The organism is Arthrobacter sp. TmtSoilC77 (genome assembly GCF_059739415.1).
In genome coordinates, this window is record NZ_AP046050.1 from 3,719,489 (window position 1) to 3,738,508 (window position 19,020).

General features: G+C 59.6%; 20 protein-coding genes. 7 read left to right on the plus strand and 13 right to left on the minus strand.

The genetic code is table 11. The features are described 5' to 3' along the window. Window positions 1–122: 122 nt before the first annotated feature. From AC6I99_RS17085 to AC6I99_RS17110, 6 genes are all read right to left on the minus strand, one after another. Window positions 123–1,319, minus strand: coding sequence for a CpaE/TadZ family protein (locus tag AC6I99_RS17085; protein WP_497961378.1), 1,197 nt, complete (start codon window positions 1,317–1,319; stop codon window positions 123–125). Beyond that, a complete protein-coding gene (gene cpaB, locus AC6I99_RS17090) occupies window positions 1,316–2,092 on the minus strand; it encodes a Flp pilus assembly protein CpaB (protein WP_497961379.1) in 777 nt (258 codons plus the stop codon). The genes AC6I99_RS17085 and cpaB overlap by 4 nt, the downstream gene beginning before the upstream one ends. 31 nt (window positions 2,093–2,123) lie before the next feature. Continuing rightward, window positions 2,124–3,152: a Tad domain-containing protein gene (locus AC6I99_RS17095; protein ID WP_497961381.1), complete on the minus strand. Its 1,029-nt coding sequence runs from the start codon at window positions 3,150–3,152 to the stop codon at window positions 2,124–2,126. Continuing rightward, window positions 3,140–3,514, minus strand: coding sequence for a TadE/TadG family type IV pilus assembly protein (locus tag AC6I99_RS17100; RefSeq protein ID WP_224165173.1), 375 nt, complete (start codon window positions 3,512–3,514; stop codon window positions 3,140–3,142). Before AC6I99_RS17100 ends, AC6I99_RS17095 begins: the two co-directional genes overlap by 13 nt. An 89-nt stretch (window positions 3,515–3,603) precedes the next feature. Then, window positions 3,604–3,849: a Flp family type IVb pilin gene (locus tag AC6I99_RS17105; protein ID WP_497961383.1), complete on the minus strand. Its 246-nt coding sequence runs from the start codon at window positions 3,847–3,849 to the stop codon at window positions 3,604–3,606. 221 nt (window positions 3,850–4,070) lie between these two features. Next, on the minus strand, window positions 4,071–4,457 hold the full coding sequence (locus AC6I99_RS17110; RefSeq protein WP_497961385.1) for a hypothetical protein: 387 nt from the start codon (window positions 4,455–4,457) through the stop codon (window positions 4,071–4,073). Window positions 4,458–5,132: 675 nt separating this feature from the next. Between AC6I99_RS17110 and AC6I99_RS17115 the strand changes: the two genes are divergently transcribed. The 6 genes from AC6I99_RS17115 (at window position 5,133) to AC6I99_RS17140 (ending at window position 11,390) form a co-directional block, all read left to right on the plus strand. Further along, a complete protein-coding gene (locus AC6I99_RS17115) occupies window positions 5,133–6,818 on the plus strand; it encodes an amidohydrolase family protein (RefSeq protein WP_497961387.1) in 1,686 nt (561 codons plus the stop codon). A 117-nt stretch (window positions 6,819–6,935) separates the two neighbouring features. After that, window positions 6,936–7,859, plus strand: coding sequence for an ABC transporter substrate-binding protein (locus AC6I99_RS17120; RefSeq protein WP_224088627.1), 924 nt, complete (start codon window positions 6,936–6,938; stop codon window positions 7,857–7,859). Continuing rightward, window positions 7,856–8,833, plus strand: coding sequence for an amino acid ABC transporter permease (locus tag AC6I99_RS17125; RefSeq protein WP_224088629.1), 978 nt, complete (start codon window positions 7,856–7,858; stop codon window positions 8,831–8,833). The genes AC6I99_RS17120 and AC6I99_RS17125 overlap by 4 nt, the downstream gene beginning before the upstream one ends. Next, complete coding sequence (locus AC6I99_RS17130) at window positions 8,830–9,609, plus strand: amino acid ABC transporter ATP-binding protein (RefSeq protein WP_275964648.1); 780 nt, start codon at window positions 8,830–8,832, stop codon at window positions 9,607–9,609. The genes AC6I99_RS17125 and AC6I99_RS17130 overlap by 4 nt, the downstream gene beginning before the upstream one ends. Window positions 9,610–9,666: 57 nt before the next feature. Beyond that, window positions 9,667–10,407 carry a GntR family transcriptional regulator gene (locus tag AC6I99_RS17135; protein ID WP_497961390.1) on the plus strand — a complete coding sequence of 247 codons (741 nt, stop codon included), beginning with the start codon at window positions 9,667–9,669 and terminating at the stop codon, window positions 10,405–10,407. Next, on the plus strand, window positions 10,404–11,390 hold the full coding sequence (locus tag AC6I99_RS17140; protein WP_497961392.1) for an ornithine cyclodeaminase family protein: 987 nt from the start codon (window positions 10,404–10,406) through the stop codon (window positions 11,388–11,390). Before AC6I99_RS17135 ends, AC6I99_RS17140 begins: the two co-directional genes overlap by 4 nt. A gap of 37 nt (window positions 11,391–11,427) precedes the next feature. Here AC6I99_RS17140 and AC6I99_RS17145 read toward each other — a convergent pair whose 3' ends face one another. The 4 genes from AC6I99_RS17145 to AC6I99_RS17160 all read right to left on the minus strand — a co-directional run bounded on the left by AC6I99_RS17145 (window position 11,428) and on the right by AC6I99_RS17160 (window position 15,022). Beyond that, window positions 11,428–12,426, minus strand: coding sequence for an aldo/keto reductase family protein (locus AC6I99_RS17145; RefSeq protein WP_497961393.1), 999 nt, complete (start codon window positions 12,424–12,426; stop codon window positions 11,428–11,430). A 49-nt stretch (window positions 12,427–12,475) separates the two neighbouring features. Continuing rightward, the gene (locus AC6I99_RS17150) at window positions 12,476–13,522 is read right to left on the minus strand and encodes a LacI family DNA-binding transcriptional regulator (RefSeq protein ID WP_497961394.1); all 1,047 of its coding nucleotides are present in this window, start codon (window positions 13,520–13,522) and stop codon (window positions 12,476–12,478) included. A 99-nt stretch (window positions 13,523–13,621) separates the two neighbouring features. After that, window positions 13,622–14,512, minus strand: a complete 891-nt coding sequence (locus AC6I99_RS17155; protein ID WP_497961395.1) for a hypothetical protein — start codon at window positions 14,510–14,512, stop codon at window positions 13,622–13,624. 36 nt (window positions 14,513–14,548) lie between these two features. Further along, on the minus strand, window positions 14,549–15,022 hold the full coding sequence (locus AC6I99_RS17160) for an SRPBCC family protein (RefSeq protein WP_224088637.1): 474 nt from the start codon (window positions 15,020–15,022) through the stop codon (window positions 14,549–14,551). Between the two features lie 379 nt (window positions 15,023–15,401). Here AC6I99_RS17160 and AC6I99_RS17165 point away from each other — a divergent pair, with 379 nt between their 5' ends. Next, a complete protein-coding gene (locus AC6I99_RS17165; protein ID WP_497961992.1) occupies window positions 15,402–15,968 on the plus strand; it encodes an NADPH-dependent FMN reductase in 567 nt (188 codons plus the stop codon). A gap of 56 nt (window positions 15,969–16,024) precedes the next feature. Here AC6I99_RS17165 and AC6I99_RS17170 read toward each other — a convergent pair whose 3' ends face one another. The 3 genes from AC6I99_RS17170 to AC6I99_RS17180 form a co-directional block, all read right to left on the minus strand. Then, the gene (locus AC6I99_RS17170; protein WP_497961398.1) at window positions 16,025–17,488 is read right to left on the minus strand and encodes a protein adenylyltransferase SelO; all 1,464 of its coding nucleotides are present in this window, start codon (window positions 17,486–17,488) and stop codon (window positions 16,025–16,027) included. Between the two features lie 64 nt (window positions 17,489–17,552). Continuing rightward, window positions 17,553–18,350 carry an aspartate dehydrogenase domain-containing protein gene (locus AC6I99_RS17175; protein ID WP_497961399.1) on the minus strand — a complete coding sequence of 266 codons (798 nt, stop codon included), beginning with the start codon at window positions 18,348–18,350 and terminating at the stop codon, window positions 17,553–17,555. Window positions 18,351–18,399: 49 nt separating this feature from the next. Beyond that, on the minus strand, window positions 18,400–18,957 hold the full coding sequence (locus tag AC6I99_RS17180; RefSeq protein ID WP_224088645.1) for a MarR family winged helix-turn-helix transcriptional regulator: 558 nt from the start codon (window positions 18,955–18,957) through the stop codon (window positions 18,400–18,402). Window positions 18,958–19,020: the final 63 nt, after the last annotated feature.

The window sequence follows — 19,020 nt, forward strand, 5'->3', positions numbered from 1 at the left end:
GGCCTGCTGTGCGGCCTGCGCAAAGGTGGGGTTCGCCGTCGAGAGCGGCTTGGGTCCTTGCCCAAGCGCAGTGGCTGGAGCCGCGGATTCTGCCTCGGCGTCACGCAGGCGTTCGGACAGCTTCACTGGACTACCACCCTCCTGTGCAGTTTTCGCTGGGACGAAGCCCGCCATGCGGGGTTGAAGCGTTGAACGAGATGGTTCAAGCCCTTGATTGCTGGGTCCTTCGCCCCCTCTTGCAGCACCGGAATTCCCCGGTTGGTGGAGAGCGCCACTGCTTTTGACCGGGGGATGCTGATATCAACGGGGGCACCAACGGTCGATTCAACGTCCTGGACGGACAACCCGGACTTGGAATCGGCCATGTTGAGTACCACATGGCGGGTTTCCGGGAGCAGATTCAGCTTGCGAAGGATGTCCAACCCGGAGCGCAGGCCCCGAACACTTGGCACGTCCATGGCTGACACCCACACGGCGTCGGTGCACTGCTCCAACGCCGCGAGGCCGATTTCAGGCAAGCCCGGGGCTGTATCAACCACCACGTACTGAAATTCTTCGGCAAGTTGCTCCAGCAGCCGGCCCACCTGTTCGGGAGTAATTTCATCTGCTTCAACAGGATTTTTGGGCGCGCACAGAGCATAAATGCTCGCGGGATGGACCGTGAGAAATGCCTTGAGTACCAAAGAATCCTGGCTGGCCGACGGCGTGACCGCGTCAGTAACCGTATGTTCCGGATTGAGGTAGAGCCCTGAGGCGACATCACCGAACTGCAAATCGAGATCCACGATCACTACGCTCATCGGCGCTATCTTGCCCAACCCAACGGCAATGTTCGTGGCGATGGTCGTCTTGCCCACGCCTCCCTTGGGAGAAAAGACGCCGATCACCAGTCCCTTAGGTGCTCCTGCCGGCTTAGGTTCCGAAGTCCGCTGACGTGTGGCGAAGGACTGGCAAGCACGCTCCAGGGTGACCCTGATCTCGGCCATGTCTGCGGACGGACTCATGATGTCGCGGATGCCGGACCGCATCGCCTGGAGGATAAAGTCCGGCTGCGGCTCAGCGACGAGAAGTACGCTGAGCTCCGGCACCTGAACGTTAAGGACTGTAGCCAGGCGCATCGCTTCCTCCACCGGCACGTCCGGTCCCAGGATCAGCACCTCGAGTTGTCCCTGGTCCAGGGCGCCGAAGAGCTCGGCCGGGTCAACGGGCAGGACGCTGGTGAAGAAGGTCTGCACGCTTCCGGGGAGGCCGCCGGCAACGGCTTGACGTAGCCGCTGATCAAATTCAGCACTGGGCGTTATCAGGACAAAGCGACTCACTTGTACACCTCGCTCCGTTGGATGATTCTGGGTCCGCTCTCCTGGGCGTCCACCGGCTCCTTGCTCAGCCAGATCTTGGCGAACTCGGCGGCGAAAACGATCTTGGCTGCGTCCGAGTCGCCCACTGCAACGGTCAAGAGGAGAGAACCGGTGGGCAGGGTGCTGTCCTTGGGATCCGGTGCTTGGGTCCCGGGACTCGGGGCAGGGCTGGGCTGGGCCGTGGCTGCTGGCTCGGGGGCACGCTGCACTGCGGTCACAAGCACCTTGTGAATGGACAACTGGGTGGTTTCCTTGTCCGGCTTGGACTCGATTCCACCGCTCTCCATGGAAATGAAAATCCCGACGTGGTCACCAGGAACTATCCGTCCCCCCACGACTCGCACAGGGTCCAGCTGGAACGAGACCTCCTGCATTCCGGGAGGCACTGCAACGTTTCCAGGAGTCTTCAATGCCTCCGGAGCTACAAGACGTTCGGCCACCAAAGGTTCGCCCGGTACCAGGTCCACGGCGGCCACCTTGCCGGCCGAATCGCCCAACGTCTTGAGCGCCGATTCGGGGACAGAAGACTCCGGAAGTTGCTGCGCGGCAAGGGAAGCCTTCATGGCCTCTACCGGCGTGCCGGCGGGAATCGGCGCCTTGACCATCAACACCTCAACAGGGGCAAGGTTCTGGACAGCACGTTGATCAGCGCCCTGCGCATAAGCGAACACGAGGATCACCCCTATGACCGCCAGCAGCGCTGCTGCCGATCCTGCCAATAAGCGTGATTTCACTTAACACTCCTGTGCTTAATAATTGGAAAGGCTAGCTGGTCAGGCGCACTACGGTGACACCGTTGGCATCCACGGGTCCCAAGGAATAGCCATCTGCCAGCGATACGTACTTGACGAATCTCCCCACGATCCCCCGGCAATTTCCGGTGCAGGACAGCGAGGAAGAAACATAGGGGCTCTCGTTGTGGAAGGTGTCCGGGAGGCTGCTGTTGCCAGTGAACTTCCATCCCGTCACTTTGAACGCTGCAAACGAGACCAAGTGGTAAATGGCTCCAGTACCTGTGCCCGTGACGGCATCGAAAACCGGAAGCAGCACGATGACGTCTTTTCCGGCGTTGATGCTGGCTGCCCACTTGTTCAGGGTGGTGGAACAATTTGTGGGCACGCTGTTCCCGGGGGCGCTGCCGCCTTCGCTGAGCGCCAGGTCAATGGTGCCACCGCATACGCCAGGATCCTGGACAGTCCATCCGAATCCGCCCTCTACTGCCGCGCCTGAAGGCCCGTAGTTGCAGCTGGGGTTGGCGCCGGTTCCGTGAGCCTGCAAAAGCTGCTGGACACCGCCAACGTACCCCTGCACCTGGCAGATCGAAAAGGCCAGCGGAAATGGAGTTGTTCCAGCACGAGGACTGCCCCACTGAACAGTCGACGACGTCACAACATCCGCCGAATTCATGCCCAGGACCCGGCCGAAGACGAGCGAAACAGCATTTGGAGCGCCGCCCGCTTGCTGGGAGCCGGCGGACACGGTTACCTTCCGATTAGTCAGATCAAGGTTTACCGAGTTGATGTTTCCAAGGCCGTCTATGGCATTCTTATTGGCCATGTCCTTGGCGATTTGGGACGTAGTGGAGCAATTCGGGTCGCTGAGATTGGCGGCGCATTTCTCCGCCACGGCCAGGGCCGCGGCATCGGATCCGTTCTGCGCCTGCGCCTTTTCCGAGTAGAGCATTCCAGCATCCACAGCCAGGGCGGCAAAGCCAAGCAACGCAACCAGAATCAGAGCTATGAGGACCGCGACGGCTCCGCGTTCGCCGTCGTCATTGCCATTTAGCCGCCACATACCATCACCCCTACTCCTTGCATCGGGAACGGTCCTGCGATTCCCGTGAGGGTGCTGAGTGTGTATTTGACGGTTACGGACATCTGCGCGCCGGACGTGCAGCTGGTGGCACTGAAGGTGAAGTTCGCATCTGCCAGCTTGGGATTCAGGGTTACAGCGGCGTTTTTCGCCGCGGTCCTTGCTGCCGACTGATCATTCGCGATGGACATCACGCGCACGCCTTCGCGGGCAGCGTTCGTGAGCGAGACCTGCGCGTTGTAGGCCCGTCCGAATTCCATGATCCCCAGAACCAGGAGGATCAGGATGGGTGCGAGCAGTGCGAACTCGACCGCTACTGCACCCCGTTCTGATGTCCCGCGCATGTGGATCTGCCTTCTCATCGAAAGTGGAAAAGAGGAACGGGTGGGTGGGGCCACCGACCCACCCACCCGGGTACCCGCTGTGAGCCGGACTACTTCGAGCAGCTGCCAACAACGGCCGGGGTCGAACCCGAAGCTGGTGCAGAGGACGTCCAGGTGCCGCCCTTGACGGCACAGGCTGAGCTGTTGAAGGTCTCGACGAGGTTCCCGCCGAGCAGCGTCACAGCAACGATGATGACAACGGCGATGAGCGCAACCATGATGCCGTATTCGACGGCGGTAGCGCCGTTTTCTTCACGACGGGCACGGGATGCGATGGTGCGGAAGGTAGCAAACATTTTGAAAACTCCTGAGCGAGTTGGGGAGATGTGGGCTGGCCCGATACCAGCTCCCAACCAACGTAGCAACGGAGGGAGGCCCATATCGGAGTCCTTGGGACTTCCTGTGGAAAGCCTCTGGAACCTGCGCATTTCCTGCGCTAAACCTAGGAATTCCCTCGCTTTGCCCACACAAAAATAAGGCCGCACCACCATCGGCACGGCCTTATCGTTGAGTTTTGTCAGCCCATTGCAGGGGCAACCACGGGTGGTGGCGAGAGCTGCTTACGCGCCCACCGGGCCAACTTCTTGCCCTTGCCCTTCCACCAGTTGTCTTCGTCCTTATCGGAATGCCAGCGGAAGATGATCATCACCAGCACGGCCATGCACATGGCCACCTGAAGCCATGACCAGGTGACCGCTTCAGCGAGCGCGCTGATCCCCATGACCATGATGGAAGGAACCGCCAAGGTCCTGAAAATCGTATTCGCCACGTACCTGGGGCGTGAACTGGGTATGGACAGCGCCCTCACCATATCGAAGCAGAGGCACACGACTACCATTATTTGCCCCACGGACATAAGGAGAAGCCCGGGCAGCGACCCCGCGAACATTGCTGCCGATTCCATTCCTGTACTCAACGTAAACCCCTCCAACAAACGTCATTTCAGATCCTCTGTGCTCAATTGAATCGGCTGCAGAAGGGCCCCGTCACGAGTAGTGGGTACTCGTTTCCGGCCGGCCCGACTACTTGCTTGCTTGCCGGGTACTTGATCTTGGAGTGCCTGGCCGCGGCCCGCCGCAGAGGCTGTCACCATAGCTCTGCAAATCCATCGCGGCGGGACGGCTGATGTGGACCCCTGCCAGTTCTGAAAAGCCTTTGACCAGTTGCTGTCCAATGCGATCAAGTGCTCTCCCGAAGGGAGCCAAGGGGTCATCGGCTTCCGGGAAAAGCGGCGAGGTAAAGCTATCCGTCGGCCATCTCGACTGTGACGATCGCTGTTCCTCGTTAGGGGCAGATCCAGTATCCGTTAGGTGCAGCTCGAGCCTGTCCGCCAGTCCGCTCCAACCCCTTTCATCAATATTGTGACGATCGTCATAATTTCATTATCCAGCCACGATAGCCCAGGCCCCACATGAGCGCAAGAGACTCGTTGGTATGCCAAAAATGCATTCGGCTTGGAAGGTTCTAGCAATCTTCCGCGAAGATCAGCAAGGCTATTGACGCTTCTTTCAAGTTTGGTATACCGTCAGCGCTATTCCGCATCCACTTGACTGGATGCCTCGACGATGAGGGAATACGAATGGCAGAAGTAGAAGTCGTTTCGAACCAGGCCGGAGCTGGCTGTGCCAACTGCGGAAGCGATGTGGTGCTCGAGGGAGAGACCCGCACAGTCAGGAACCAGGTGGCTCAAACAGGGCTGATGGAGGACAAAGTGCAGCGCGAGTCGGCGCTGGCGAAGATGCGGGGATTCGGAGCTGACGGCTTCCGTGACCAAAGCCGTCCACTGGTTCTGGCCCCGAGTTGGCTCCTGGCGCATATCAATGACGAGATGGTTCTCCTGGCCGATCACGAAGTTGTGGTCAAGAACGGTCGAATTGAGGCAGTCAGGCCCCGCACGGGCAGCACCGACGAGCGCGTGGATATGCCGGGACAATTGCTCCTTCCCGGACTGATCTCCATGCACAGCCATGTAGCCGGAGGCGCAGCCACCCGTGGCTACGTTGAAGGCAACCTGACTCCCATGAGCAAAGGGGCGCCGCTGCGGCAGGGGCGGCAATTCCTTAAAGCGATGGTGCTCCTTGAAGACCTTCCGGACGAAGATCTGGACACTATGACCGCGTTGAACCTCGCTGAAATTCTTCGCGGCGGCTGCACCACCCAAGTGGAAATGTCCAAGGGCCTGCGCTCAATGCAGTCATATGTCCGGGTTGCCCGCGAGTTTGGCATCCGGGGCTACCCTTCAGGCGCTGTCCCGGGAATGAAGCGGATCCTGCCCATATGGAAGCGGGGTACGGACGATCAAGCGTTGTTCGATTCGGTGCCGGAAACCCTGGCCGAAATCCAGGAAAACCTGGACTACGCCCGCAGCATCAACGGCGTTGACGATGGTCGCATCCTTCCCATGATGGCGCCGGCAACCAACGCTGTGCACACACCGGAAACCTTTGCGGCAATGAAGTCGGCAGCACAAGAGCTGCACGGCCTGCACATTCACCTTCAGGCTGGATATGGCCGCGCGCCTCAGCCAGACAAGGTAGCCATGAACAGGCTGTGGGGCCAGGATGAAATACCGTGGCTGCACAGCATGGGCATCTTCGATGGTTCCGTTCGCGTCTTCGGGGCCCATCTGCTGGGTATCGACTTTGAGCGTGACCTCCCCCTTCTGGCGAACTCCAGCTTCACGTTTGCCAACTGCCCTTCCGGTACGGGAGCGGGAGTAACACCGGCGCAGTGGCCGTGGCCGGAAGTGCTGGGGGCGGGCGTCAATTCCGGCATCGGTTTGGACACCCACTCCAACGACTACATCGAGAACCTGAAAATGGCGGTCATCTACGGTCGCATCCGCGCCGATTTCCTGGGTGATTCCACCCCGGTGCCCATGGTCCGCCCATCGATCTGGACCGCCGTCGAGGCAGCCACGCTGGGCGGAGCGAGGGGACTTGGCCGTGAAGATCTGGGGCGCATCACCGTGGGAGCGAAAGCAGACCTCACGAGCATCGACGTCAGTGGCATGTTCGTCGGCGTCGGAACCGTGCCGCGCGAACCCCTGAACCACCTCATGTACGCCAATGGCCTCTCTGTCAGGAATGTCATGACAGACGGACAGTGGCAGGTCCGCGACGGCGCCCTGACTATCGTTGACGAGGCCGCCTTGGTCCACAAAGCCGGCAAGGTCGTCCAGAGAATCTGGGACCAGATGGCAGCCGACGGAGTCTTTGTGGACGAGCCCCGCAGCGACCTCATACCCGCCGCTTCCCTCCGCTAACCCCTCCCCCGCACATCCCGCGGTTCACACCCCGGGATATTCCGTGCTGCCCACTTTTGACCATGTAGTTCCCTTCAAGACCAAGTAGTTCCCTTCAAATTATTAGGAGATAGATCAATGAAGAACTTTGCTCCCCAGGTATCTGAATACTGGAAGAAGGTCGCTGTAACGACAGTTCTCGTCGGCATAGTCGCAAGCACCGCCGCCTGTGGTGGCGCCGCACAGCCGGCTACGAAGGTGGAACCGGCAGCAAGCGGTAATGCCTCCTTAAGTGATCTGCTCCCCGCAGACATCAAAGCAAAGGGTTCCATCACTGTCGGAACACAGCCCGACTTTGAACCCGCCAACTACACTCCGATCGGCGAAGACGGCGTCAAGGGATTCAACATTGACCTGATGGACGCGATGGCAGCCAAGCTGGGCCTTAAAGTCACCTACCAGAAGGTCCCTTTCGACCAGCTTCTGGTGGGCGTGCAGAACGGCAAGTTTGACGCCTCCATTGCTGGCATGACGGACCGGCCCGGGCGCCAGGAAAAAGTTGATTTCGTAGACTACCAAGTGGCAGGAACCGTCTTCATGGTGGCCAAAGGCAACCCAAAGAAGATCACCAGCGAGGTCAACGGCGGGTGCGGAATCAAGATCGGCGGAGTCAAGGGCAACGACGACGAACGTCTGGTCAAACTGATGGCCGAGGCCTGCACCGCCGAAGGCAAGCCTGCCCCGGAACTAGTAACCTTCCCCACCGGAAGCGATAAGAACCTGGCGCTAACCTCAGGCCGTGTGGACGCTATGTTCTGGCCCGATATGGCCGTATCCGTAGTGCAGAGGGAGACCGGTGGAAAGCTGGAGTCCGTTCCGGTGAACTTCGAGGAAAAAGTCTTCCTCGGCATGATCTTTAACAAGCAAACCCCTCAATTGCGCGACGCCTTCCTCAAGGCAACCGAGGCCATCCACGCCGACGGCACGTATGACGAGATCCTGAAGAAATGGGATGTTGCTGTCATCGATCTGCCAAAGCCCGGAATCAACCTCGCCAAATGACCACAAATAATGAAGCGCTGACAAAAGTGCATTTGGCGACCGATTCCCCACTGACAACTCCCCGACGTAGTTCGGACCAGTCCCAGGGAGTATCCGGAGAAAAGGCAAGAAGGCGAAAACCATACGGACAATGGGCCTCCGCAGCCCTGATCCTGGCAACCATCGGCGCATTCTGTTGGACGCAGGCCGGCAATGAAAGGCTCGACTGGGCCGGCGTGGGCCAGTTCATGTTTCATCCAGCCATACTGAAAGGCATAGCAGTCACGCTGGAACTCGCGGTTTTCAGCATGCTGATCTCGGTGGTTCTGGCCTTCGGCGTCGCCCTCATGTGCCAAAGCAGAAACCGCGTGGCATCAGCAGTAGGCAAACTGTACGTCTGGTTCTTCAGGGGCGTACCCCTGCTGGTGCAGATCCTCATCTGGTTCAATCTCGCCGTGCTTTACCCCACCATCCTGGGGAGGGACACGAATGAATTGATCTCAGGATTCACCGCGGGCCTCTGTGCCCTGTCTCTGGCCGAATCCGGATATATGGCGGAGATTATTCGAGGCGGCATCATCTCCGTCAATAAAGGCCAAACTGAGGCGGGACTGAGCATCGGCCTTACCCGGGGACAAGCCCTTCGCCGGATCGTCCTGCCCCAAACCATCAGGGTCATCATTCCGCCCACGGGAAATCAATTCATCGGACTGCTCAAGGCAAGCTCGTTGGTCTCAGCGATCGGTGGCAGCGACCTGCTCACCCAAACCCAGTTGATCTATGGACAAAACTTCAAGATCGTTCCCCTGCTCATCGTCGCCACAGTTTGGTACCTGATCCTGGTAAGCGTCGCCAGCGTGGGCCAATACTTCCTGGAGCGGAAGTTCAATCCGGAGGGAGCATCCTCCCGCCTCTCATTTCGGCAACTCTTCCTAGGCCGTGCTGCCGTGCCGGAACAGCAATCCGCACTTATCCGGAAGGCAGGACAGCCATGAGTGCCGTTCAAATGCAGGAACCCTTGATGGAAGCCCGGGATGTCAACAAATGGCTGGGACGTAACCACATTCTTCGCGGAGTGGACATGACGGTGGAGCCAGGCGAAATTGTCTGCGTCCTCGGTCCATCAGGCTCTGGCAAGAGCACGCTGCTCAGGTGCATCAATGGACTTGAGGCAATCGAGTCCGGCACCATCAACGTGGATGGCGACCGCGTGGGATTCAAGACCCACAAGGGACAGCTGTACGAACACACCGAACAAGAAGCTGCACTGATGCGTCGGAGGATTGGGATGGTCTTTCAGCATTTCAATCTTTTCAATCACATGACGGCCCTGCAAAACGTCACGTATGGCCCCCGGAAAGTCCTCGGCCTCCCCAAAGCAGAGGCAATCAAACAAGGGCTGGATGCGCTGGACAAGGTTGGCTTGTCCTTGAAACGAGACTCCTATCCAGCGCAACTTTCCGGCGGGCAGCAGCAACGCGTAGCAATCGCCCGCGCGCTGGCCATGAAACCCCAACTGATGTTGTTCGACGAACCAACCAGCGCCCTGGACCCGGAATTGGTGGGCGACGTACTGGCGGTCATGAAGCGGGTGGCTGAGGAAGGGATGACGATGATCATCGTGACCCACGAAATCGGATTCGCCCGGGAAGTCGCGGACAGAGTCGTGTTCATGGATGAAGGCCGGATTGTCGAATCAGGACCGGCAGCACAGGTACTCGACCATCCATCCAACGATCGAACAGCCAATTTCCTTCGCCACGTCAAGTGAAAGCGTGGGGTCCGGCGATCGCCGGACCCCACGACACCAGAACAGGAACACGACCCTATGACAGACCGTGAAGCCCTGGACGATGTTCCAGTTTCAGCATCACGCACAGCCTTGGCTTATTTACACATCAGAGACCGGATTATCAGCGGGGACCTGACGCCCGGGACGTGGCTCAGGGAGCGGGAGCTATCCTCTGAGCTCAACGTTTCCCGTGTGCCGGTCCGGGAAGCCCTTCTGCAACTCGAGGCCGACGGCTACACCACCACAGGGCCACGGCACGGTGCCGTTGTTCGACAAATGACCATTCAGGACGTCAATGAAGTATTCGATATCAGGCTCAGCATTGAAGTCTCAGCAGCAAGCATTGCCGCCAGGCAGGTAGCCGATGGTGCCGCTCCCGATCAGCTGCTCACGGTCATGGCACATGCAGAATCGCTCATCGAGAGCCAGGATGCCGATCTGAGGGCACGGACAAATATCGCCATTCACGACGAAATCTTCCGGCTGACGGGCAACGAGCTGCTGACCTCCGTCATAAGGCCGGTCGCCAACCGCATGCGCTGGCTTTTCGGAAATGTGGTGGAACAGGACGCCGCGGTGCTGTGCCAGGAACATCGGGCATTGTGCCAAGCGATATGCATGGGGCAAGCAGAACTGGCCTCGGCCTTGGCCGTCGCCCACATTGAGCACAGCAGGGCCCCTGCCATTGCCCAGCTCGAAGGAAGGCTCCCCTCCCGCCGTGCGCAAAATGCCAGACCCCCTGGCTCCTTCCACCCCCGGACACAGAGGCACTCATGACACTTGTTCTCACAGCATCCACACTCGAGTCCCTCGCCAGCATGACCGAAACCATTACCGCCGTCGAGCGCGGTTTTGGTGACATCGCCCGCGGCACTGCCCTTCAGCCCGGTCCGCTATCTCTGCACCTACCGTCGTCGGAGGCGCGCTACCTACTCATGGCCGGGCTGGCAGAAAGCCAAGGGCTGGCCGCAGTGAAGCTTCTTTCCGATATCCCCGCGAACCACCATGAAGGGCTGCCTACCCAGCGCTCCAGTATCCTGTTGGCCGATCGGCGGACAGGTGAAACACTCGCCCTTCTGGACGGACGGGTGCCCACCCGAATTCGAACCGCGGCCGCGAGCGCCGTTGCCAGCAGGTTCCTTGCCCGCCCTGACAGTTCAACTCTGGGTCTGGTTGGTGCAGGAGCCCTGGCCATCGCCCACGTTGAAGCGTTGATGGCTGTTCTTCCCATCCGGAAGGTAGTGGTGTGGTCCCGAAGGGCGTCTACACTCGCGGCGTTCGAGGCCAGGACCGCGCATCACCGGATCGAATTGGTGAGGGCCTCCAGTGTCCAGCAAGTTGTGGAGGAAGTCGACGTGCTCTGTACCCTGACGCCGTCCGTGGAGCCTTTGGTTCGTGGCGAGTGGTTCCGTCCCGGACTGCATGTCAATGCTGTCGGCGCCCGGCCCCGCCCCACTCATCGGGAAATCGACTCGGAAGGGATGCTAAGGTCACGAGTGTTCGTGGACAGCATGCCAACTGCCATTGAGAAGTCGGGCGACCTCATGATGGCTGTGGCCGAAGGAGTCATAGCGATAGACGACGTCGAGGGTGAACTCGGCGGGGTCATCGCCGGCGACGTGATGGGACGCCAAAGCGAGGACGATATTACGCTCTTCAATTCGGTGGGAATCGGCATGCTTGACCTGGCCATCGGCCGGCTGCTGTACGACGCTGCGGTCCTTCATGGATTGGGAACCAGCATCGATATGTCCCGGTGATGAAAGAGCAACGCAGCTGGCCCGGCCCCCTCATGGACTAGGGCCGGGTCAGGAATGACTCGACTTTTCCAGGGTCCCTCTCGATCACCGGCTCCAGCACTTCATCAATTTTGGCGAGGATTTCCGTGGTGAGCTTAACCCCGGACGCCGTGGCATTGTCCACCAATTGCTCGGGCTTGGAGGCCCCAACGATCGCTGCCGAGACGTTGCTGTTCTGCAAAACCCAGGCCACGGCGAGGGCGGCCATGGATAGTCCTGCTTCCTTGGCAATGGGCTGCAATTCCTGGACCTTCTCCAGCACCTCCGGGCGCATGAACTTGTGCTCGTCTTTCAGAGCCCCGTCCTCCGTGGTGAAGCGCGAATCGGTGGGCGCCCCCTTGCCTGGAATGTACTTGCCTGTAAGGACGCCCTGTGCCAAGGGGGACCAGCAGATCTGTCCCAGGCCGAGCTCTTCGCTGGTGGGTACGACTTCTTCCTCGATGACCCGCCACAGCATTGAGTACTGGGGTTGATTGGAAATGAGGCCGATACCAAGGTCTTTGGCGAGTGCGGCGCCGGCCCGGATCTCGTCCGGAGTCCATTCGGAAACTCCGATGTAGAGTGCTTTGCCGGCCCGGACGATGTCCGCGAATGCCTGCATCGTCTCCTCAAGCGGCGTTTCGTAGTCGTAGCGGTGGGCTTGGTAAAGGTCAACGTAATCCGTACCAAGCCTGCGCAACGAGCCGTCGATTGACTCCATCATGTGTTTACGCGAAAGCCCACGATCATTCTTCCCCTCACCGGTGGGAAAGTAGACCTTGGTGAAGATCTCCAGGCCTTCACGCCGGACCCCCTTGAGGGCTTCACCCAAGGCCGATTCTGCACGGGTTCCCGCATAAGCATCGGCAGTATCGAACGTGGTGATCCCAAGATCCAGTGCTTGACGTACGCAGGATGTTGCCGCCTCCTGGTCGATCTGTTCGCCATGGGTGACCCAGTTGCCGTAGGCCAGTTCGCTGACGTACATTCCGGAGGCGCCGAGCTTGCGATATTCCATGGGTTAAGTCCCTTTCAAAGGTGTGACTGTTGGCTGTGGGGTGTGACTCTTAGTCAGGTGGTGTGACAGTGCGCCCGCCTCGCAAGGGAAATGGCGGCGCTGTAGTGCCGCGAACAATCAGTTGGGCGGACAGCACCAAATCCGGCTCCGCACCGGCGTCGTGCCCTATCAAAGCCAGCAACCGACGCGCGGTTTCGGACCCCTGCAGGGCGACCGAATGGTCCATGGTGGTCAGGTCAAGAATCCCGGAGAGTTCGTGGTTATCGAAGCCAATGACCGACATCTGGCCCGGAACATCGATTCCTGCCGCCTTGAGAGTGTGCAGCACGCCGAAAGCCATTTCGTCGGACGCTACGAAGACCGCAGTAGGGGCTACTTCCGCGCACAACAAGCGGGCCATCGCCCTCGATCCGCCGGCCGTTGAATTTTCCTCGTGGACCTCAAGGTCCTGGCCGGGCTCCAGCCCCGCCTCGGTCAAGGCCTCGCGGTATCCCTTCAAACGGTTTGCCGGCGGGACGCCACCCAACGTGCTGTCTGCAGCCTCGCGAATTCCGATGAAGGCGATGCGTTCGTGCCCCAAATTGATGAGGTGCCGGGCTGCTGCCCGCCCCGCGGCGTGGTCGTCCACCCGAACACCAGACATGCCAGGAGTTCCCGAGCCCAAAAACGCGAGCGGCAAGTTCTGGGCTTCAAGGGTGGCCAGCTCCGCCGGAGTCGGCTGCAAGGCAAAGATCAACACGCCGTCAGCCCGCCCGGTAAGGCTTGACCCCGCGAAGAAACGCTCCCGCGCGGCAGTATCGGCAAGTTCGTACAACAGGACGTCAAAGCCTGCCTGGCGAAGCACCCGCCCCGCCGACGCCAGCACCTGCCCAAAGAACCATTTGGAGAGGTTGGGGGTGACAATCGCGATGGCTCCCGTCCGGCCAGTCGCCAAACGGGAACCAGCAAGCGAGGGAACATAACCTAGTTCCCTCGCGATACTTTGCACGCGCTTGCGCGTCTCTTGCGAAACACCCGGCATATCCCGCAAGGCACGCGAAACCGTTGATACCGAGACATTCGCGCGTTCCGCAACCGCATCTACTGTTGACGACATAGAAAACGACGGTAGCGGCAAACGTCAGGTTAACGCAAGCGCTTGCGGACTAGATCAAACGGGATGGACCCTGAGTCAACCGGGCCCACCCTGAACGGCCTAAGGAGATGTGCTTGGCGAGGATGAGGAAGTCATGCTGCCTTCCGAGGTGCTCATGGTTGGTGTCGGTGTCAACGATTTGGACGACGGCGAGCTGCTCATGCTGCTGGGCGAGCTGGTCATGCTTCCGGAAGAACTACTCATCATTCCACCGGGAGTTTCGCTACCGCCCTCGGCTTTCGCAAGCACCTTGTTGATCAGGTCTTCGAGTTCCTTCTGGTCAGGATCGCCCAGGCTTGGCCCACTCTTAGTGGCCACCACCAGCAACCTCCCGTCGGCCGCGGAGACCTGCATCAGCTTCTTCTGGCTTTCGTCGGAACGGGTGCTGATTGTTCCGAACGTTTCCTTTGCGTTCGTCTTGGCGTCCAATTCCTCACTGGAGACTTCATAAGTCTGGCCAACAGCTTTCACAGTGAACTTTGCGCACTTGTCCATGTTTCCGCTGATGTCCTTGAGAACCTTTTCCGCGTCAGGACCTTCGCTGCCGGATTGCGCGGACAAGGACCTGGGTTGATCACTGTCAGACAGGGCCACGGCAACATCTCCCTGTTCAACCTTGTCTACCAGCCCAGCCGTGGCGATGTCCTTGCAATCCTCGGGATCCACACTGGCCGTATTCAAAAGCAGATCGGCGATCTTGCCACCTTGGTCTACCTGCTCCTTGGAATAGAGCTTGAGCTCGTTGCCATCTCCATCCCTCATACCGGAGATGAGCTCTCGCAATTCATCCTCGCTGTAGACCTTCTCCTGGGCGGGTGTCGTGGCGGAGGTTGGGGCCGACGAAGCAGTGGCGGATGAAGGACTTGCTGCACTCCCCCCGCCGCCGCCGCTGCACCCCGCCAAAGCCACTGCCGCAACTGCCAATACTCCAAGCGCTGGGACTCTTCGCATCAGATACTGCTTTCCGAGACGTTCGAAGCGGGTTTTCTAAAGCTGTCCGCCCGGACCGCTGTCCTCCACTTCTCCGCGCCAAGCACCTGTTTCTGTTCCCCGGGACTCGATAAAGTCCTTAAATTTCCGCAGATCGGCTTTAACCTGCATCTCGTCGATCTTCAAGGCCGCACCTGCCTTCTCGGTAAAGGTTTCCGGCGCCCACTCGAAATGGACGTTGACTTTGGTGTGGTTATCATCCATCCGGGTGAACCGCACGACGCCGGCATGGGACTTCCCGTCGGTACTGCGCCAGGCGATTCGGTCATCTGGCTCCTGGTCGACGATTTCGGTATCGAATTCGCGCTCCACGCCAGCGATTTTGGTGACCCAATGGTTGGTGGTGTCAGTCAGTTGAGTCACGGACTCTACACCGGACATGAATTGGGGAAAGGACTCAAACTGGGTCCACTGGTTGTAGGCCGTGCGTACCGGGACGGCGACATCGATGGTTTCTTCAACGGTTTCCATTTTTCCTCCTATTGTTGGAGCTGCCCGCAAACAGCGGACAGCGGTAGGCCTGCGAGGCGCGCTGGAGTACGCGTCGGTTCAGAATGGTTGTGATCTCCGGAAAGTGGAGCGCCTGAGGATAGTCCGATGGACTTCGTCCCGGCGATGGAAAACCGCCCGGGAGGTAGGGATCAGAGATGATCGACATCGACTGTTTCCTCAAGAAAGGGAGGCTGCTGCCCACCTCTGGACCATGCTCCCGCTTTTAGGCTAGACCTCGATATGTTGTGGGGCAAGGATCCGACGAGGCCCGCAGCGAGGAGGCAGTTCCGAGGGATGAAAGAGCCCTGTCCCGATGTTGAGAACTTTATAAATCCATTCAAAGTTCCTTTTGAAGGATGTGATCGAAATGATTAAGATCGCGGTTGTTGTGGGCAGCACCCGTCCCGGGCGGCGAAGCAAGCAGGTGGCCGATTGGGTGATTGAACGTGCGGTGGCCAAAGGCGGCGCCGAGTACAAACTGCTTGATTTGGCCGATTACAAGCTGCCGTTATTGGATGAGCCAATGCCTCCATCCATGGGGAATTATCAACACGAGCACACCAAGATGTGGGCACGCGCAGTAGCGGAATTCGATGGCTATATCTTTGTCACGGCCGAATACAACCACTCCGTTCCCGGGGCATTGAAGAACGCACTCGATTTCATCTACGCCGAATGGAACAATAAGGCGGCCGGCTTTGTCTCCTACGGAAGTGCCGGTGGGGTGCGCGCGGTTGAAAACCTTCGTCTGATATCCGGCGAACTCCAAATGGCCGACGTCCGGGCACAAGTGGCGCTGCCCTTTGCTACGGACTTTGAAGCTTTCACGACGTTCACCCCGAGTGCAACGGCGGAAGAAGACCTGGATGTCCTCATTGAGCAAGTCCTTGCGTGGTCGACAGCCCTAAAAACAATCCGCCACTGATACATCCACTTTATGTGGGATGAATTCCAGGCCGGGACAACGGTCCGTGTACCGAACTAAGTGCCGCAGAACGTCCGGTATGGCCCGAAGCTGTCGGGAGCGGGCGCGGCGTAATAGTCCAGGCCGGGGCGTTCGCTGAATGGGGCCTCAACTGCCTCAAGCAAGCGTTCAACTGGCCCGGTATCCCCTTCCGTGGCGGCCGAAAGGGCTTCTTCCACCAAGTGGTTGCGGGGGATGTAGACCGGGTTGATGCGGTCCATGGCATCGGCATCCGGAGACACAGCCCGCCAGCGTTCCAGCCAGGCATCGAACGCCGCCAGGTCAAGGATCATGCCCCGGGAAGGTTCAACGTCCCCGCGGGCGGCATTGCCAAGGCTGCGGAAAAACGAGGTGTAATCCGCACGTGACTCTTGAACCAACTCAAGCAGGTCATCCACCAAAGGTGAGGCAACGCCGTCGTCAATTCCCTGAGGTAGCCCAAGCTTGGCCTTCACGCCGTTGAACCAGGCAGCGCTGTACTGCTGGCGGAATCCATTAAGTGCCTCGACGGCAAGGGCGACCGCCTGCTCGTCATCCTCATGAATAAGAGGAGCGAGTGATTCGGCGAAACGGGCGAGGTTCCACTCGGCAACCAGCGGCTGGTTGCGATAGGCATAGCGTCCGGTTTCATCGATGGAGCTGTAGACCGCTCCCGGATCGAAGCCTTCCATGAAGGCGCACGGACCGTAATCGATGGTTTCGCCGGACACGGTCATGTTGTCGGTATTCATGACACCATGCACGAAACCGACGAGCATCCACTGGGCCACCAGTTTCGCTTGGACCGCAATCACGCCTTTGAGGAGCCCGAGATAGCGGTTGGCTTCCCCCGCCGCCGACGGGTGGTGGCGTTCGATCGCGTGGTCGGCAAGGCGGCGCAGCAGATCCATATCGTTGGTTGCCCTGGCGTATTGGAAACTGCCCACCCGCAGGTGACTGCTGGCTACCCGCGTCAGAACGGCGCCCGGCAGGAGGGTCTCACGCTGAACCGGACGGCCCGTCGCGACGACTGCCAGGGACCTCGTGGTGGGAATGTTCAAAGCATGCATCGCCTCGCTCACGATGTATTCGCGAAGCATGGGACCCACCACCGCCTGGCCGTCACCGTTGCGGGCAAAGGGCGTCCGCCCCGAGCCCTTAAGGTGGACGTCGCGGAGCTTCCCGTCAGTGCCAGCGATCTCCCCCAGCAAAAGGGCCCGGCCATCCCCCAAACGGGGCGAGTACCAGCCGAACTGATGACCGGAATACGCCTGGGCCACCGGGGTTGCCTCTTCCGGGAGTGCATTACCTATCAGCAGCCGTAGGCCCTCCGGGCTGCGAAGGAAACCAGGATCAAGACCGAGCTCGACGGCGAGGGGCTCGTTGAGTGCCAAAAGCTTCGGATCAGGCGCTTCTTCCGCCCGCCACGGAATAGCCATCTCCGGGAAGTCCCGGGCGAAATGGCCATCAAGGGCGATGGTGGAATGCGCAAGTTCGCTCATCATTCAAGGATAGCGATGCGGGAAGGGACCACCGTAGCGCAAGCCTCGGTGAGCGGTTCAGGGCCTAGATCATTCCACCGCGCGCGCCGATGATCAGTTCCAGGGACCGGAGCACAGCGAACGGGACAACGCCGCTGGTGCGGGGGTTTTGCGGCGATACTTTGTTGCAGATTTCAAAACGGTAATTCCCGCTGCCTCCGGAAGCCTCGATCAAGTGCGTCGTCAGCTCGGCCGCCGGATCGGCCCTCACCGACACAGCCACAGCGTCCCAGTTATCTACTGCAAGGGCGACGGCGGCTGCCACGTTAAGCGACTTGGGGAACAATTGCGTGGCCTGGGCTGCGGGACCGGAAAAGATCTCGATGGGACCGGACGTGTTCCGAATGCGATCGGCCTCCACCTCGTCCATCCACGGCTGAATCAGGGAACCCGGGAGCTTGGTTGTGGTTATCCTGACGGCGTCATAGCCCGTTGCGCGGGCGCCCGACGCCAACAGGTCCAGGCCACCAATGGAGCCCGGGGTCAAGAAAAGCCTGCCGGGCCCTGCAGCCGACAACCGCGCTGAGAGGTGTGGGTCCGCCAGCGCCCCCAATGAGGTAGCGAGCAGGTCTACGCCCGCAGAAAGCACCGCCTCGCCATGGTCTATCAAGACCTCCTGCCCTGCGCATTCAACCAGCAGGTCACAGCACTCCAACGCTTCGTCAATCTCAAGCCGGGGAGCCGGCGCGTTGTCTATGGCGCTGCGGGAAATGATTCCTTCAAGGGTGGCCCCTTTGACTTTTCCAGCGGCAATGTCAGCAGCAACACGGGCCCCAATGGCTCCATGTCCGATTATTCCGATCCTGCGGGCTCCTGGCTTCATTCGATTCCTTGCTTGATGGAGTGGATGGACGAACCGGCGCCGTGATCGTCTAGACGTTCAGGGTGAGTTCGTCCGCGGAGGAAGCCTTCGGATCATAGGCGACGATGGAGGCTTCAGCTTTTTTCAGTAGCAGCGCCAATTGGTCGATCTCCTTGGCGGTCAGGCCGGCGAGCATATTGCGCTGCGTTTCCAGATGCTTTGAAATGACCTCGTCAATGAGCTTTTTGCCGTGGTCCGTCATCTGGGCATAGACAACACGACGATCCTCCTTCGACCGAACCCGCTCAATGAGGTTTTGTTCCTCCATGCGGTCCAGCCGGAAGGTGATGCCACCTGTGGTCAGCATGGATGAACTTGCCAGTTCACCGGCCGTCTTCCGATGCGGCGGGCCTGATCGGCGCAAGTTCGCCAAGACATCAAAGGATGCCAACGTGAGCCCGTACTCCTCATAGTTCACATCCTGAACAGCCCGCTGCCGTGCCACCAGGCTCTGCAGGCGGCCAAAGACGCCGATGGTCCTGGGATCAAGATCAGGGCGCTCGCGGTGCCAGTCCTCAATAATGGCGTCCACGGCGTCCATGTCAGTGTTCCGCGATTCGGTGGTCATGCGCAGTCTCTCCTTCGTCCGGTCTAAGTATCTTAACACTGAGCTTCCCAATGCGTGCGGCAA